Genomic DNA, 15,198 nt, shown 5'->3' with positions numbered 1-15,198 from the left:
ACATGACTCGACTTCTCATCGCCAATCGGGGTGAAATCGTCACGCGCATCGCGCGCACGGCCCGTCGTCTCGGCATGTCGGTAGTGACGATCTCCTCCCCCGTCGATTCACACGCACAGTGGCATCGCCTCGCCGATCACACCGTGCTTCTGGACGGAGACATCCCCTCGGAGTCCTACACCAATTCGGATCAAATCATTGCGGCCGCGCTGGCCGCGGATTGCGATGCCGTGCACCCGGGTTACGGATTCCTCTCCGAAGACTCCGATTTCGCTGAAGCCGTCGTCGCTGCAGGTCTGACATTCGTCGGTCCGGCCGCTGAATCCATCGCTCTACTCGGAGACAAGGCAAGAGCGAAGAAGGCCGCCGCTGACGCCGGCATCCCGACTCTCACCGCGTGGGGCGAGGCAAGCGCCGATCCCGATACCGTCCTCGGTCACGTTCGATCTCTCGACGTGCCGGTGCTGCTGAAACCGGTGTTCGGGGGCGGCGGCAAGGGGATGGTTCGACTACATCCGGGTGATGACGCACGAGAGGTCATCACCTCTGCAATCGGTTTGAACGAAAGGAACTTCGGCCGCGGCGACCTGATGATCGAAACGCTGGTGGAGCGTCCGCGTCACATCGAAGTTCAGGTCCTCTTCGATTCCTTCGGTACAGGAGTTCACTTCTTCACCCGTGAATGCTCCCTACAGCGTCGGAACCAGAAGATCATCGAGCAGGCACCGGCAAGTTCTGTCCCCGAATCGGTCCTGGGAGCCATGCAGCACGTCGCTCTGCGACTACTCGGAGGCGTCGGCTACGTGAATGCGGCAACCGTCGAATTTCTGGTTGACGCCGAAAACCGCTACTACTTTCTCGAAGTCAACACGCGCCTACAAGTCGAACACACGGTCACCGAGGAAGTGACCGGCGTCGATCTCGTCGAACTGCAACTCGACATCGCCCTCGGCGCCCGTTTGCCGTTACAGCAGCGCCATATCGCGCTGCGGGGTTTCGCGGTGCAAGCCAGAATCTACGCCGAGGATCCGTCGAACGGGTTTCGGCCCGCACCTTCACATTCCGTGGACATAGCCTGGCCGTCGGGGGTTCGCATCGACAGTGCTTTCGAGGGTGCCGGCAGCATTCCGCCGTTCTACGATCCGATGATCGCAAAGGTCATAGCAAGCGGTCCGACGCGGTCAACCGCACTGGAATCATTGGACCGAGCTTTGGCCGACTCGAGTTACTTCGGTGGAACCTCGAATATCGGTTTCCTCCGACTTCTCTTGGCGACACCGGCTGCGCGCGCGGATGACATTCACACTTCCTTCGTCGACGAGCACCTCACTCGGTTGATCCCGGATTCTGCAGAGCTCCAGGCCACCGCCGCTGCTGTTGCGATGGTGTGGACTTCCGTCGAGGAACAATCGCCGGTCACCGGGTCGTCATGGACCGGCCCCCACGGACTACATCGAGAGACATTGCGCAAGGTGGGATCCGACCCGATCGGACGCGAACTCATTGCCGATGGCCGCGTCGTGCCGACAACCGTCATCTCACAACGAAGCAACCACTGGATTGTCGCCGCCGACGGCCGGAACATTGCGGTGGTCGTCAGGGGTGGAACCGACGAAGTGACACTCAGCCTGGTCGCCGATGGTTTGACAACCACCGCTGGGCGCCTCGGAGTCGGCACCGGTACATGGGTGTGCGTTGGTGGCTGGACCGTGAAGGTGGACGAGAAAGTCTATACAGCAAAGGATTCCGATCTCAGCGACGGAGAGATCACATCGAAGATGCCGGGAACCGTGCTGGCAGTGCTGCAGACTGGAACGCGGGTGTCGGAAGGTGATGTCGTCGCGGTCGTAGAAGCAATGAAGATGGAGACTGCCCTTCGTGCTTCCTCACCCGGAATCGTCTCGGCGGTGACAGTAACGGTGGGAGATGTCATCGATGCCGGACAAGTGCTGGCAGCCGTGGCGCCATGAGTAAAGATTGCCACGATCTTATCTCTTTTTTGACTGAAGCAATTGTTACACAATATCTTTCATGTCAGAAGCAGGGGGAATCGAGCGTCGCGCAGTCATTGTTTCCGCAACCGAACTCCGCGAACTCATTCGTTCCGATCGGACGCTCGTCGTCGTCAACGTGGTACGAGACAACAGCGAGGGCGGAGCCGGAATCATTACTGCGCCGCAGTCCATCACATTGTCGATCAACGACTTTCAAAGCAGTGGCGGCGGGACTGACGGGAATCGACCGCTGCCAGACCTCGACGCATTCGGAAGAACACTGAACGATCTGAAAGTATCCGCCGATGCTCACATCGTGGTCTACAGTTCGCACAGCCCCCTGCTTGCGGCCCGCGCGTGGTTCACGCTTCGCTGGGCAGGACGTTCAGTGCGGTACTTGGACGGCGGATCGTCCGGATGGGTTACAGCCCGGAAACGCATATCGACAAACGATTCGATTCCCGTACCACCTTCCACCACTAGCACGACACTCGCCGACTCAGAAGACGCCCTGCGCGCGGCATCGGCCGGCAGATTGCTCGACGCCCGAGGATCGAGCAGTTTCCGCGCCGGCCACATCCCCGGATCTATCTCAGCGCCGGCAACTGACCAACTCGGCGACAACGGATTCCTACTTCCCGACCGCGAGTTACGAGAATACTTCCACCAGTTCGGAATAGAGCGTGGTGCCACCGTCGTGTCCTATTGCGGCGGCGGAGTTGCCGCGTCGCACAACGCACTGGCGCTTGCAGCGGTCGGCATCAGCTCCGCGGTCTACGTCGCGTCGTGGTCGGGGTGGAGCGCCGACCCCGAACGACCCGTCTCCACTGACATCCATCACACACCAAGGAATCCGGACCAGCGATGACACGACAGATGATCCTCGGCGCCTACATGGTCTTTCCGAGTATGCACAGTGCCGGAATGTGGCGGCATTCGTACTCGGAGAATGCCTTCGAGGACAGAGCGCTCTACGAGCGATACGCGCAAGCAGCGGAACGAGCAAAATTCGACCTGATACTGATACCTGAGCGTGTGCACTACGTCGACGGCCACACCAAATACGGTCTGCTGACCGGCTTTCAACATGATCCGACGCAGTTGGCTGCAGTGGTGGCCGGCGCAACAAATCGTATCGGTCTCGGCGTAACCCTTTCGGCAAGCTTCAACAGCCCGTACAACCTGGCGAGAACTCTGGGCAGCCTCGACATACTCAGCGGTGGGCGCGCGGCCTGGAACATCGTGATGACGGCACCCGGCCCGGCTAACGACAACTTTCCCGAAGTCGATCGGCTTCCGAGAGAAGAACTGTACGAGCGCGGCGACGAAGTTCTCGAAGCAACCACCGCACTCTGGTCGTCGTGGGACGGCGACGCCGTATCGGCCGATCGCGACAGCGGAATCTACGCAGACACAAGCAAGATTCACGCGGCCGACTACAAGGGCAAATACTTGTCGGTGCAGGGTCCACTCACCTTGCCACAATCACCTCAGGGCCGCCCGGTCTTCATCCAGGCAGGTGAATCTGTGAGAGGGCGCGAATTCGGTGGGCGGTGGGCAGATCTGGTCTTTGCGATCGACCCGTTGGAGGAAGATCTTCGAGCGAAGCGCAAGGCAATTCGCGGCTACGCGGAAGAGGCCGGACGCGACCCTGATTCGGTGCGCCTCGTCGCCGCTGTGCAACCGATAGTCGGCGAGACGACGAGCATCGCGAAGGAACGGCAGGAGTACCTGCGATCCTTGATCCATCCGGATGCGGCAATCGAGTGGGTCTCCCACTCCGCAGGACTAGACTTGTCGCAGTTCGATCCGTCCACTCCGATCGCCGAAGTTCTCAACCGCGGTAGTGGCCCCTCGCGTCGATTGGCACGCCTGATCGAATCCCGAAATCTCACCATCGCCGAAACCGCAGAGTTGTTCGCGCGCAATGATCTCACTCCCGAGATTGTCGGCTCGCCGCAAGAAGTGGCGGACGAGTTGACGCACCTCTTCGAATCGGGAGCAGCTGACGGTTTCATCCTGACCGCTACCCACTTCCCCAGGGGGCTCGACGACTTCGCGAGTTCCGTCGTGCCACTTCTGCAAGATCGGGGCGTGTTCCGGCGCGAATACACCGGAACGACCCTGCGGTCCCACATCTTCGACACCACTCGCACTTCCCCACGATGAACGGAACTCAGCCCATGACGACGTCGCGGCTTTCATCCATACCGATCCGAGTCGCCATCCTGGCGTCGACGCTTGCAGTTGCAGCCGGCTGCAGCACTGCAACGCCAGCTGCGAGCGCCGACTCCGAGCCCGTGTCAGGGGGCGATCTGACCTTTGCGATCAATACGTTTCCACCGTGCATCGACAAGACCCTGAACGGTCAAACTGCTACGGCATTCCATCCACTCTACGACAAACTCGTCGACCAGAACCTCGAGACCGGGGAGATAGTGCCTTGGTTGGCGACGTCCTGGGAGGTCCAGAACGACGGTCGACGATTCGTCTTCGCTCTGCGGGACGGCGTGACCTTCAGCAACGGCGAGCGTCTGGATGCGCAGGTTGTCGCGGACAACTTCGAAAGCCAGAAGAGACTGGGAGACAGTGGCTTCGCGACCACTGCGAAGTCACATCTCGCAAACTTCACTGGAGCGGAGGTACTCGACGCTTCCACTGTCGCACTCAATTTCTCGGAACCGTCAGCGGGCTTCCTTCAAGCCGCCCGCTCCGACACGCTCGCCATCATCGCACCGGAATCGTTGAAGAAGACGCCCGAAGAACGCTGCGCCCAGGGCGTTATCGCTTCCGGCCCGTTCGTACAGAAAGAACTGGAGACCAACGCGAAGGTCGTACTCGCTCGTCGGGACGGGTACCACTGGGGATCCTCACTCAACAAGAACAAGGGAGAGGCCTATCTGGATTCGATCACCTTTTTGGTGGTCCCCGAATCCTCGGTGCGAATCGGCGGTTTGACGTCAGGACAACTGGACGCCGCGATCGACATTCCGAGCACAGACGTCGACCGGGCAGAAGGCGCCGGACTCACTGTCATCCCGTCCCTTGCTGCCGGCATCAACGACTCGCTCTTGCTCAACCCCACGTTCGCGCCGGTACTTGCGGACCTGAACGTGCGGCGTGCTTTGGTGAAGGGCATCGATACCCAGCAGATCATCGACACCACCTACACACCAAGTGACGAGAAAGCGCGAAGCATCTTGTCGGTGAAAGCGCCCGGCTACACCGATCTGTGGTCCGAGTACACCTATGACCCGTCGGGTGCGAAGTCACTGCTGGACGCCAGTGGATGGACAGTCGGCGGTGACGGATTCCGAACCAAGGACGGTGAGAAACTGACCGTCGAATTGGCCTACCGCAACCACCTCCCCCAATCGCAGTTCGAACTGATCCAATCTCAGCTGCGCGACATCGGAGTTGCAGTGAACTTGCAACCTCGCTCGACTGCCGAGGACAACGCCGCGAGAACCGACGGCACATGGGAATCGATCTACTTCCAGAGCTTGCGCGCCGACGGTGACGTACTGCTGGTGTTCAGTCCCACTCTCGGCTCGACCAAAGGCATCGCCTCGACTCCGGAGCTGAATGCATTGCTGGTCAAACAATCTCAGACCGTAGACGTCGATGCGAGAAACGGAGTGTTGAAGGAGATTCAGGAACTGATTGCCGATCAGGCACTGGCGATCCCGTTGCACGCCTCTTCGCTGATCTACGCGACGACTCCCGCGGTTCACGACCTGCGCATCCAAGCCGATCTCTACTCGGTGGACTTCGTGGATGCGTGGAAGAGCTAGCCCACACTTCGTGATCTCGACAACCTGCTTCGACAAACCCTCTTCCCGGAAGGAACCCGATGTTCACCCGTCCTCGCACCGCAACGCTTCTGATCTCTACCCTGGCCACAGTTACTCTCCTGGGTACCGCTTGCGGAAGCCCAGATGAAGAATCGACCGGGCAACACTCCGGTGCAACAACATCCAGTATCAACTTGTCGGCCGAGCAGAACCGCATCAGCACCGACAAGGTTGATTCGATCGCAGCGAAGGTCCCTCAGGAGTTCCGCGACCGGGGCACGATCCGAATCACCGGCAACGCTGGAACCGCTCCACCGTTGCGCTTCTATGCCGACGACGACAAGACTGTCATCGGTTCCGAGACCGACTTCGCGTATTTGATTGCAGAGGTGCTCGGGCTGAAAATCGACCTTCAGGTCGCGGATTGGGCGCAGAATTCGGTGCGGATCGATTCGGGAGACGCAGATGCGTTCATCTCCAACGTGACGGTCACCGAAGAGCGCAAAGAGAAATACGACTTCGCGACGTACCGCCTCGACACTCTCGCGTTCGAGGTCAAAAAAGGACAGGAATCTCTCACTCGAGAAGCCGGAAGACATCGCCGGACTGAAGATCGGAGTCGGCGCTGCCACCAATCAGGAGGCGTTGCTGGTGAAGTGGAATGAGGACAACCTCGCAGCTGGGCGTGCTCCCGCTGAAATCACCGTGTACCAGAAGACCACTGACTACTACCTGCCGCTGTCTTCCGGTCGAATCGACGCTTACTTCGGCCCCAACCCGTCATCGCAGTTTCACGCTGCACAGACTGGCGAGAACGAAGTGATCGGTCAGTTCTCCGGAGCCGGTGAGGCCGCGTTGGGCCAGATCGGTGTACTGGTCAAGAAAGACAACGGCTTGGTACAACCGATCAGCGAGGCGATAGATCATCTCATCGAAAACGGCACATACGAGCAAGTTCTCGAGCGATGGAAGATCACCAACGAGGCAGTCGACAAGTCGCTGGTCAATCCCCCTGGCCTCCCGAAGACGAACAAATAGGAAAGGCGCACTCTAACTCGTCGCGGGGCGACTATTTCAGTCTGAACCGCGAGATCGACGGCGGACCATCGTATGCCTCGCCCGCCCCGTCGACCCGAGACCGTGCGCAGCGTGCTCCACCGGCTGCATCGCTTCATCGAAGGACACGCAGCACCAGCTGTCTCCAAGATGATTCGAATGCTGAACTGGGAAGAACGCAGCAAGACAATGGAATCCGACCCAGGTTGTCAACCGAGTGCTAGCTTGGAGTTCCCGATTCAGGTCAGAGCAGGAGCTTCATCCATGAAACTGGCAGAGGCACTGGCGCTACGCAGTGACACCACTCGCAAGGTTGCGCACTTGCGCGAGCGGATCGTCGACAATGCACGCCACCAGGAGGGAGAAGTTCCCGCCGAAGACGCCGCCGTCCTTCTCGAAGAGCTGACGTCAACTCTGAGCGAACTCGAACGGTTGATGCGCGCGATCAATCGAACCAATGCGCAGGCGATCCTCGGAAACGGCACTGTCACAGATGCACTCGCCCATCGAGATGTGCTGCGTCTGAGACACTCTGCAGTCAATGCCGCTGCGGACGCCGCGTCGGGGCGCGAAGAGCGAGGTTACGGTCGTCAACTCCGATCAGAATTGGTCTATGTCGCGGCAGTCCCCGTCACCGAACTTCGGGCAATCGCGGACGACCTCGCCCGCGAGATTCGCGAGGTCGATACACAGATTCAACGAACGAATTGGGAGGTGGATCTGATCGAGTAAGCACGGCAGCGTTGGAGCAGGTAGTCGTTCGGCGAAGCGAGCACACACCGCGACCGGCGGTCTATCCGGTCACCTCTGAGCGCGGCGGGCAGCGCACCTACACATTGCAGCCCTGCACGTCGTACAGGTAAAAGTGCACTACGCACGCATCACCACCACGTGCTGATCGTCGATAGACGAGGGCGGGTTCGGGGCATCCAGCACTGTCGGCGACTACAGGTCGGTGCGTCTCCGATTGGGATGCAGGATGCACCTCAGTAGCGCGAATAGTGCTGCATCTCCTCGCGATCTGCAGCGCAGATGCACTTTCGATCGAGACCGCGGTCGGCAGTCACTGCGCAGAAGCGAACCCCGAGCGGATCGTGGGATTTCATACTGTGCTGACACGCCGGGCAGATCGACGGTGTTTTCTGATCCTCGTCAGTCGACTCGGATTGCCCTCGTGCATTCGACACATCGGACGGGTTCGACGCCATACCGGCGCTCCAGTTCTCGGCCGTTCGACCACAGACCGGGTTGGCGTCGAGGACGACATGGCTTGACCGCGCATATTCGAATGACCCTCGACGTACCCCACGCTACTCGCTTCGGCACACCGGTTTGTACCAATTTCTGCCCACGCGACAATCCCGGTCGAGCAGGATAGAACTACTGCACGCACCATTTCCGTGCAGGATTCGAATTCGTGCAGCATTCGTCGTGAAAGGGCTTCTCGTGAACACTTTCCAACGTGTATCCGCCGCCGTGAACGTAGTGGTCCAACCACTGATCGGCGCTCCGATCGTAGGCAAACTACTGGGCCGTTCCATGACCGTCATCACCTACGTCGGACGCAAGTCCGGTCGCACCTTCAGCGCGCCCGTGTCCTACAAACGAAAAGGCGACCATGTGACGATCGGCGTTGCCATGCCGGACAAGAAGAGTTGGTGGCGCAATTTCTACCCGGAACAAGGTCCGATCGTTCTCCAACTGGACGGTATCGATCGCCCCGGCGAGGCACTCGCACACCGAAAAGGCAAGGGTGTCTACGTCTCCGTCGAACTCGCTCCCGTCGACTGAGCGGATCGAACAGCCACCGGTGCAATCACATTCAGCTCACACCCACCGCCTCACGAGATCTGGGTGATTCAGATCTCGTGACGGTCGGGACCTTTGACTCTGTGCAATCGAGACTCGGTCTCGCACCCTTCGACGCGGGTTTTTTGTCGACCATCGGTCGGACAACCCGATCCTGTCGGGACATTACCGTCCGGTAACATCGACGGCAGGCGTGAGCTGGAAGAGGTGACCACCGTGACGATCGGCATCTATCTGGTCGACGACCACGAGATCGTCCGTCGTGGATTGGCAGACCTGTTGAATCAGGTATCGGGATTCAACGTTGTTGGCGAGGCGTCGTGTGTTCGCGAAGCCTCGGCCGGAATACCCGAATGCCGACCCGACGTGGTTGTCATGGACGTCAGACTTCCCGACGGTAACGGTGTGGAACTGTGCCGAGAACTGGCGTCGACCTACCCGAGCGCCGCCACTTTGATGCTCACGTCGTACTCCGACGACGACGCACTGCTCGACGCCCTGATCGCCGGCGCACGAGGATTCGTCCTCAAGAACATCCGCGGCCACGACCTGGTGTCGGCGATCCGCACGGTTGCTACCGGCAAGTCGCTGTTGAACACCCAGGCGGTGATCGGTTTGGTCCGGCGCATCCGGTCCGAACAGGAGTCGGGTACTGCGGCAGCCCTGTTGACCGATCAGGAGCTCTTGATCTTCGAGTTGATCGGCAAGGGACTGAGCAATCGAGAGATCAGCTCGCACGCAGAACTCTCGGAGAAAACAGTCAAGAACTACGTCTCACGCATCCTCGAGAAACTGGGTCTCGAACGTCGAACGCAGGCCGCAGTTCTGGCGACAAAGCTTCGTGCGGGCACTTCGCACCCGGATCCTTCCGGCCAGGCGACCACTCACCTGCTGACGCCGTCCGGCTCGCCCTTCTCCGCCACCACGGGCACGCACCATGCCAGGTAGCCGCGACGCGCTCATGCTCAGCCTTTTCGGCGACATCGCCGGAAGCGCGGAGCTGACTGCTCTCAACCCGACTGCAATTCCCAAACTGCTCAGTGCCGTGTTGACCGTCGGGTCCACACTCCAGCTCGACGAAACCCTGCAACAGATAGTCGACGTCGCGCGACATCTCCTCGAAGCGGACTACGGCGCGCTCGGCGTGAAATCCCCCGACGGACGCTTGTCCCGATTCATCCACTCCGGTTTGACTCAGGGGCAGGTTGCCAAAATCGGGCATCTTCCCGAAGGACACGGCCTGCTGGGCCTGGTCGTTCGAGAACCGTGCCCGGTTCGAACCGACCGAATCTCCTCGCATCCGTCCTCGGCAGGGTTTCCGACCAATCATCCGCCGATGGACACGTTTCTCGGTGTTCCGATCTTCGTCAGGGGCGAGGTGTTCGGCAGCATCTACCTCGCGGACAGCTCGGAACGGACTGCATTCGACGACCGCGACGAGGCTGTACTCCAGATTCTGGCAAATGCTGCGAGCATCGCCATCGACAATGCGCGTCTGTTCGAGGAATCCCGGACGCGAGAAGCCTGGCTCAAGGCCGTCGCCGCCGTCAATGCACGTCTGCTCAGCGGCGGATCCCGCGACGAGACGCTATCGGAACTGGTTCGGACGACGCGGCACCTCACGGATGGAAATCTTGTGTGCGTCGTTCGCTACGACCTCGGCAGAGAGCCGGTAGTCCACGTCGCCGATGCTGCTGATTCCCAGCCTGTCCCCGCGACCGGATCAGCCGTCGATCTGTCCGGGACCGTGATCGACGACGCTGCGCGGAGCCGGCGGCCGATCTCTGCACCACATGGCAGTTCCGTTCCGGCACTGAATGTTTCCGGCGACGAATCAGTGGTCGCACTCCCCCTCTCCGGGACCTCGTTCGGCGGCGGTGTTCTCTTCGCGTCACGCCGCAGCAACCGCCCGTGGGGAGTGGACGAGATCGAGCAACTGACGGCGATGGCAGACATCGCTTCTGTCACTGTCGAATTCGCAGAACAGCAACGGAAAGAAAGACTGGTCGACGTCCTCGAAGATCGCGACCGAATCGCGCGGGATCTCCATGACCACGTCATCCAACAGCTGTTCGCCACCGGGTTGAGTTTGCAGGGGGTGCTGCAACGTCCAGGCGACGAGGACACCGTTCGAACCGTATTGGACACCTCTGTCGATCAACTCGATCGAACAGTCCGTGAAATCCGCACCGCAGTCTTCGACCTCCATACGAGCGAGATGTCTACTCCCACAAGCCTGCGGCGGCGACTACTCGATGCCGTCAACGGTCTGTCCGGCCACTCGTCGATCACTCCCAGCGTCACTTTCGAGGGAACCATCGACAGTTCCGTCCCGTCTCGACTTGCCCCGCATGCCGAAGCCGTTGTGCGCGAGGGCTTGAGCAACGCTCTGCGGCATGCACATGCCGATGCCATCGACGTCACCATCCGGGCCACCGAGGAGCTTGTCATCAGCATCGTCGACGACGGTGTGGGAATCGACCAGGCAACCAGAATCCACGGTCTCGACAACCTGGCGACCCGCGCTCGTCAGTGCGGAGGCTCGAGCAACATCACCAGCGAGAACGGTGTCACCGAACTGGTGTGGCGTGTTCCGCTGAGCCCCAGGCGAAGTCCGTTGCCGATCCAGCATCGTTGAGCGTCAGAGCGGATCCAGTTGGGCCTTGAGCAGGCAGAACTCGTTACCTTCCGGATCGGCCAGGACATGCATTGTTCGTGCCCTGTCTGGCCGATGTCGGCCGGCCGCGCACCAAGACTCAACAGGCGTTCCAGTTCGGCCTCCTGATCGCGATCGGTGGCGTTGACGTCGATATGCAGGCGGGGCTTACCCTTCTCCGGTTCGTCTCTGCGACTGAGGATGATCGTCGGCTGCGGACCGCCGAACCCTTCGCGTGGGCCGATCTCCAACGAACCGTCGTCCATTCGATCGAGCACGACGAAGTCCAGGACCTCGCACCAGAACCGGCCCAGCACCTCGGGTTCCCGGCAACCGAGCACCAGTTCACTGATACGACATGCCATGACCATCTCGCTTTCTTTCCGCTCGTGAAGACAACTCTCTCGACCGTACCGGACCACGTGATCTACGCCATGCCTCTGTTCCGATCCTAGGGACCTTTTCCCCTCGTCCAAGTTCCCGGTCGCCACGATCATTGCGTTATGTTCCACAGTCCCAGGCATTCTCGGTCTTTCGTCACGTCGATGTGCGTAGGCGGCCGTCGTGGTTGATCTAGCGCCCCGGCCGGTCGGTGAGGTCGATTCCCCCGCCGATGCAATTCCCCGAACCGCTCCGAAGGGTTCGAAACTGGTCGAGATCCTCAGGACCACCGATCACAAGATGATCGGTCTGATGTACATCGTGACTTCGTTTGCCTTCTTCTTGATCGGCGGACTGATGGCACTACTCATGCGCATGGAATTGACCGTTCCGGGAATGCAATTCCTGTCCAACGAGCAGTACAACCAGTTGTTCACCATGCACGGCACGATCATGCTCCTGCTGTACGCGACCCCGGTATTCTTCGGATTCGCCAACTACCTCATGCCACTGCAGATCGGGTCGCCGGACGTGTGTTTCCCGCGACTCAACGCCTTCAGCTACTGGCTCTATCTCTTCGGCGGCCTGATCGCGTCCGCCGGATTCGTAACACCTGGTGGTGCGGCAGATTTCGGCTGGACCGCCTACGTACCGCTCACCAGCGAACTCCACTCCCCCGGCATGGGCGCCGACCTGTGGATCATCGGTCTCGCTCTCGGTGGCGTCGGCACCATCCTCGGCGCAGTCAACATCGTTTCGACGATCGTCTGCCTGCGCGCCCCGGGTATGACGATGTTCCGCATGCCGATCTTCACGTGGAATGCGCTGGTCGCCAGCATGCTGATCCTCCTCGTTTTTCCGCTGCTCGCTGCTGCCTTGATCGGACTGTGGGTGGACCGGCACCTGGGAGCGCACCTGTTCGACCCCGCCACCGGTGGAGTCATGTTGTGGCAGCACCTGTTCTGGTTCTTCGGCCATCCCGAGGTCTACATTCTGGCGCTGCCGTTCTTCGGCATAGTCTCGGAGATCTTCCCCGTCTTCAGCCGCAAGCCGATCTTCGGATACACCGGATTGGTCTACGCAACATTGGGAATTGCTGCACTGTCGATCGCTGTGTGGGCGCACCACATGTACGCAACCGGCGCCGTTCTCCTCCCCTACTTCTCGTTCATGACCTTCCTGATCGCAGTTCCCACCGGAGTCAAGTTCTTCAACTGGATCGGCACCATGTGGAAGGGGCAGTTGACTTTCGAATCGCCCATGCTGTTCTCCGTCGGCTTCCTGGTCACATTCCTGTTCGGCGGACTCTCCGGCGTCATCCTTGCCAGCCCGCCCTTGGACTTTCATGTCACCGACTCGTACTTTGTTGTCGCGCATTTCCATTACGTCCTCTTCGGGACAATCGCGTTCGCGACATACGCCGGAATCTACTTCTGGTTCCCGAAAATGACCGGCCGGATGTTGGACGAGAAGCTCGCCAAGATCCATTTCTGGTTGACCCTGATCGGCTTTCACGCAACATTTCTCGTCCAGCATTGGCTCGGCGCCCAGGGCATGCCTCGGCGGTACGCGGACTACCTGCCATCGGACAATTTCACTCTTCTCAACACGATCTCGACCATCGGCGCGTTTGTGCTCGGAGCCTCGACGATTCCGTTCATCTGGAACGTTTTCAAGAGCTACCGGTACGGCCGAATTGTGACCGTCGACGATCCTTGGGGCTTCGGAAACTCGCTCGAATGGGCGACGTCCTGCCCACCACCGCGACACAACTTCACCGAACTCCCCCGAATCCGCAGTGAGCGGCCGGCATTCGAACTGCACTACCCCCACATGGTCGAAAGAATGCGCGACGAGGCGCATGTCGGACTGCTTGGTCACAAGTCGGTTTCCGACGTGAGAACTGAGGTGAAACAACATGAATGACGGCACGAAGCACCGAGCCTGGGCAGAAAAGCAGCACCACGAACGCCGAGCGAAACCCGGCCATCTCCTCGCCCCGTTGCTCGTGCTCATGTTCGCTGTCACGACGATCGTGTGGTTGCCCCTGACGACTGCCGCGTGCTCGATAGTCGTCGCAGGATTGCTGTTCGGCACTGTCCTGCAAGCTAGTTCGCGTTCAACAGACACAGCTCGAGGAGTTCACGATGAAGCCCGAACTATCGACTGATCTCATCACCTCGGAGTGGTCCGCGGACGGAGCGGTGGTCGTGTGCATCGACGGATCCCCGGTGCGCCCCGACGTGATCACGTGGGCGGCTGAGTTCGCACATCGCCACGGTCTCTGGATGCGAATCGTTTTCGTAGCTCCGAGCGCCGATCTGAACACCTCGGCATCGCCGACCGGCCTGTTCATGGAGGCCATTCAGATCGCCGAGTCGGTGTCGCCAGATCTTCGGATCCGGACCGATCTGATCTCCGGGGAAAACACCGCAATCCTCACCGCGTTGACGTCCGAGGCCGCCTTGATCGTCGCAACACAGGACGATCCCGCCGCACCTGGACCGACATGTTCGTTCGCAAGAGTCGGAACACCGCGTGAAAGCAGCGCTGCGGCAGCCTTGCCGGTTGTCGTCGGTTTGGACGGAAGCGCCTACAGCGAAAGCGCTCTGGCCATCGCATTCAAGGAAGCAGAGGCAGCGAACACCGAACTGGTCGTCGTGCACGCAGCGCCGCCAGAGGCCGAGCTGCGTCGAGACTTCGCATCCGGGCACTCGCCCCAGCACTCGACGCCGCTGACGTGGCAACTGTCGGGTTGGGCCACGCTCTACCCTGGCGTCGCAATCCGTCAGATCGAGTTCGACGGCCCCTCGGTTGCCATTCTTGAACAACTCTCCACCGAGGCACGGCTTCTCGTCGTGGGTCGGCGTGGGCGAGGCTCGTTCGACGACACCGCTCTCGGCACCACGAGCAGTGCGATGATTCGAAAAGCACACTGCCCGGTCATCGTTGCCAGCGAAGCCTGAATCAGATCGTCACCCGGTCAGAAGCCGTAACTGTGGATGGGTGCGAGCTGACCGGAGTGATGGGCTTCGATTACGAAACGCTCGTGGTCGACCAACTTCTCCGGGAGTTCGTCAACCGGCCACCACCGCAGATCTGCAGATTTCAACGGCTCCATCCGGCGTGGTTCACCCGACCACGTGCGGCATTCGTAGAAGAAGTCCACTCGATGATCCACCGGTTCGCTCCCGTCCGCGTGGCGGCGATGCAACACGGTCAGCGGCTTCAGTTCCGAGGAAAGCAACTCGACACCAAGTTCTTCCGCAGCCTCCCGAACGGCAGCGTCGATCGCCGACTCCCCCAGTTCGACGTGGCCCGCAGCAGCGTGAGCCCAGTATCCGTCCATGAATCCCGTGCCCTCGCGCAATTGCAGCAGCACCTCGCGCCGTTGTACCGGGTTGCTTCGACAGAACAGCACGTACACCGCTGGTACCAGCGCAAATTGATCGGCCACACGACCACGCTATCGTGCGCGTGAAATGACGGCGCCCCGCGAGAACAAGCT

13 protein-coding genes and 3 pseudogenes are annotated in these 15,198 nt (G+C 60.3%); 12 read left to right on the top strand and 4 right to left on the bottom strand.

All coding sequences use genetic code 11. The annotated features are described in order from the left end of the window. The first annotated feature begins 2 nt into the window (after positions 1 to 2). The 6 genes and pseudogenes from A2J01_RS31260 (at position 3) to A2J01_RS31235 (ending at position 7,576) form a co-directional block, all read left to right on the top strand. On the top strand, positions 3 to 1,970 hold the full coding sequence (locus A2J01_RS31260) for an acetyl/propionyl/methylcrotonyl-CoA carboxylase subunit alpha (protein ID WP_064114283.1): 1,968 nt from the start codon (positions 3 to 5) through the stop codon (positions 1,968 to 1,970). Between the two features lie 61 nt (positions 1,971 to 2,031). Then, on the top strand, positions 2,032 to 2,862 hold the full coding sequence (locus A2J01_RS31255; RefSeq protein ID WP_064114282.1) for a sulfurtransferase: 831 nt from the start codon (positions 2,032 to 2,034) through the stop codon (positions 2,860 to 2,862). Continuing rightward, positions 2,859 to 4,163 carry an NtaA/DmoA family FMN-dependent monooxygenase gene (locus A2J01_RS31250; protein WP_007726446.1) on the top strand — a complete coding sequence of 435 codons (1,305 nt, stop codon included), beginning with the start codon at positions 2,859 to 2,861 and terminating at the stop codon, positions 4,161 to 4,163. The genes A2J01_RS31255 and A2J01_RS31250 overlap by 4 nt, the downstream gene beginning before the upstream one ends. Positions 4,164 to 4,177: 14 nt before the next feature. Beyond that, complete coding sequence (locus A2J01_RS31245) at positions 4,178 to 5,788, top strand: ABC transporter substrate-binding protein (RefSeq protein ID WP_064114290.1); 1,611 nt, start codon at positions 4,178 to 4,180, stop codon at positions 5,786 to 5,788. Positions 5,789 to 5,847: 59 nt separating this feature from the next. Continuing rightward, a pseudogene (locus tag A2J01_RS31240) lies at positions 5,848 to 6,826 on the top strand (ABC transporter substrate-binding protein). 282 nt (positions 6,827 to 7,108) lie between these two features. Next, positions 7,109 to 7,576 carry a DIP1984 family protein gene (locus A2J01_RS31235; protein WP_037129592.1) on the top strand — a complete coding sequence of 156 codons (468 nt, stop codon included), beginning with the start codon at positions 7,109 to 7,111 and terminating at the stop codon, positions 7,574 to 7,576. 254 nt (positions 7,577 to 7,830) lie between these two features. Here the strand turns inward: A2J01_RS31235 and A2J01_RS35525 are convergent, their stop codons facing one another. Then, positions 7,831 to 8,052, bottom strand: coding sequence for an RGCVC family protein (locus A2J01_RS35525; RefSeq protein ID WP_042925672.1), 222 nt, complete (start codon positions 8,050 to 8,052; stop codon positions 7,831 to 7,833). A gap of 238 nt (positions 8,053 to 8,290) precedes the next feature. Between A2J01_RS35525 and A2J01_RS31225 the strand changes: the two genes are divergently transcribed. The 3 genes from A2J01_RS31225 to A2J01_RS31215 all read left to right on the top strand — a co-directional run bounded on the left by A2J01_RS31225 (position 8,291) and on the right by A2J01_RS31215 (position 11,291). Then, a complete protein-coding gene (locus A2J01_RS31225) occupies positions 8,291 to 8,635 on the top strand; it encodes a nitroreductase/quinone reductase family protein (protein ID WP_037129595.1) in 345 nt (114 codons plus the stop codon). A 234-nt stretch (positions 8,636 to 8,869) separates the two neighbouring features. Beyond that, complete coding sequence (locus A2J01_RS31220) at positions 8,870 to 9,601, top strand: response regulator transcription factor (protein WP_039972719.1); 732 nt, start codon at positions 8,870 to 8,872, stop codon at positions 9,599 to 9,601. Continuing rightward, positions 9,591 to 11,291 carry a sensor histidine kinase gene (locus tag A2J01_RS31215; protein ID WP_064114281.1) on the top strand — a complete coding sequence of 567 codons (1,701 nt, stop codon included), beginning with the start codon at positions 9,591 to 9,593 and terminating at the stop codon, positions 11,289 to 11,291. Before A2J01_RS31220 ends, A2J01_RS31215 begins: the two co-directional genes overlap by 11 nt. A gap of 3 nt (positions 11,292 to 11,294) precedes the next feature. Here A2J01_RS31215 and A2J01_RS37540 read toward each other — a convergent pair. Next, positions 11,295 to 11,369, bottom strand: a pseudogene (locus A2J01_RS37540) (hypothetical protein); the annotation flags it as partial. 113 nt (positions 11,370 to 11,482) lie between these two features. Next, positions 11,483 to 11,674 (bottom strand): annotated as a pseudogene (locus A2J01_RS37535) (VOC family protein); the annotation flags it as partial. A 199-nt stretch (positions 11,675 to 11,873) separates the two neighbouring features. Between A2J01_RS37535 and ctaD the strand changes: the two are divergent. From ctaD to A2J01_RS31195, 3 genes are read left to right on the top strand one after another with little or no spacing between them, the layout of a single operon-like run. Then, complete coding sequence (gene ctaD / locus A2J01_RS31205; RefSeq protein ID WP_007726434.1) at positions 11,874 to 13,616, top strand: aa3-type cytochrome oxidase subunit I; 1,743 nt, start codon at positions 11,874 to 11,876, stop codon at positions 13,614 to 13,616. Beyond that, positions 13,609 to 13,860, top strand: coding sequence for a hypothetical protein (locus tag A2J01_RS31200; RefSeq protein ID WP_064114279.1), 252 nt, complete (start codon positions 13,609 to 13,611; stop codon positions 13,858 to 13,860). The genes ctaD and A2J01_RS31200 overlap by 8 nt, the downstream gene beginning before the upstream one ends. After that, positions 13,838 to 14,656 (top strand): universal stress protein, encoded by an 819-nt coding sequence (locus A2J01_RS31195; RefSeq protein ID WP_064114278.1) that lies wholly within the window; start codon positions 13,838 to 13,840, stop codon positions 14,654 to 14,656. Before A2J01_RS31200 ends, A2J01_RS31195 begins: the two co-directional genes overlap by 23 nt. 17 nt (positions 14,657 to 14,673) lie before the next feature. Here the strand turns inward: A2J01_RS31195 and A2J01_RS31190 are convergent, their stop codons facing one another. Further along, positions 14,674 to 15,147 (bottom strand): NUDIX hydrolase, encoded by a 474-nt coding sequence (locus A2J01_RS31190; protein WP_064114277.1) that lies wholly within the window; start codon positions 15,145 to 15,147, stop codon positions 14,674 to 14,676. Positions 15,148 to 15,198: the final 51 nt, after the last annotated feature.

The organism is Rhodococcus sp. EPR-134 (assembly GCF_001647205.1).
In the GTDB taxonomy this organism is placed as follows: Bacteria; Actinomycetota; Actinomycetes; order Mycobacteriales; family Mycobacteriaceae; genus Rhodococcus_F; species Rhodococcus_F qingshengii.
The sequence above is the reverse complement of the archived record's forward strand: the minus strand, read 5'-3'. Positions and strand labels throughout refer to the sequence as shown.

Coding starts and splice junctions, on each gene's coding strand:
- A2J01_RS31260 (WP_064114283.1), top strand. CDS start 3: ATGACTCGACTTCTCATCGCCAATCGGGGTGAAATCGTCACGCGCATC.
- A2J01_RS31255 (WP_064114282.1), top strand. CDS start 2,032: ATGTCAGAAGCAGGGGGAATCGAGCGTCGCGCAGTCATTGTTTCCGCA.
- A2J01_RS31250 (WP_007726446.1), top strand. CDS start 2,859: ATGACACGACAGATGATCCTCGGCGCCTACATGGTCTTTCCGAGTATG.
- A2J01_RS31245 (WP_064114290.1), top strand. CDS start 4,178: ATGACGACGTCGCGGCTTTCATCCATACCGATCCGAGTCGCCATCCTG.
- A2J01_RS31235 (WP_037129592.1), top strand. CDS start 7,109: ATGAAACTGGCAGAGGCACTGGCGCTACGCAGTGACACCACTCGCAAG.
- A2J01_RS35525 (WP_042925672.1), bottom strand. CDS start 8,052: ATGGCGTCGAACCCGTCCGATGTGTCGAATGCACGAGGGCAATCCGAG.
- A2J01_RS31215 (WP_064114281.1), top strand. CDS start 9,591: ATGCCAGGTAGCCGCGACGCGCTCATGCTCAGCCTTTTCGGCGACATC.
- A2J01_RS31200 (WP_064114279.1), top strand. CDS start 13,609: ATGAATGACGGCACGAAGCACCGAGCCTGGGCAGAAAAGCAGCACCAC.
- A2J01_RS31195 (WP_064114278.1), top strand. CDS start 13,838: ATGAAGCCCGAACTATCGACTGATCTCATCACCTCGGAGTGGTCCGCG.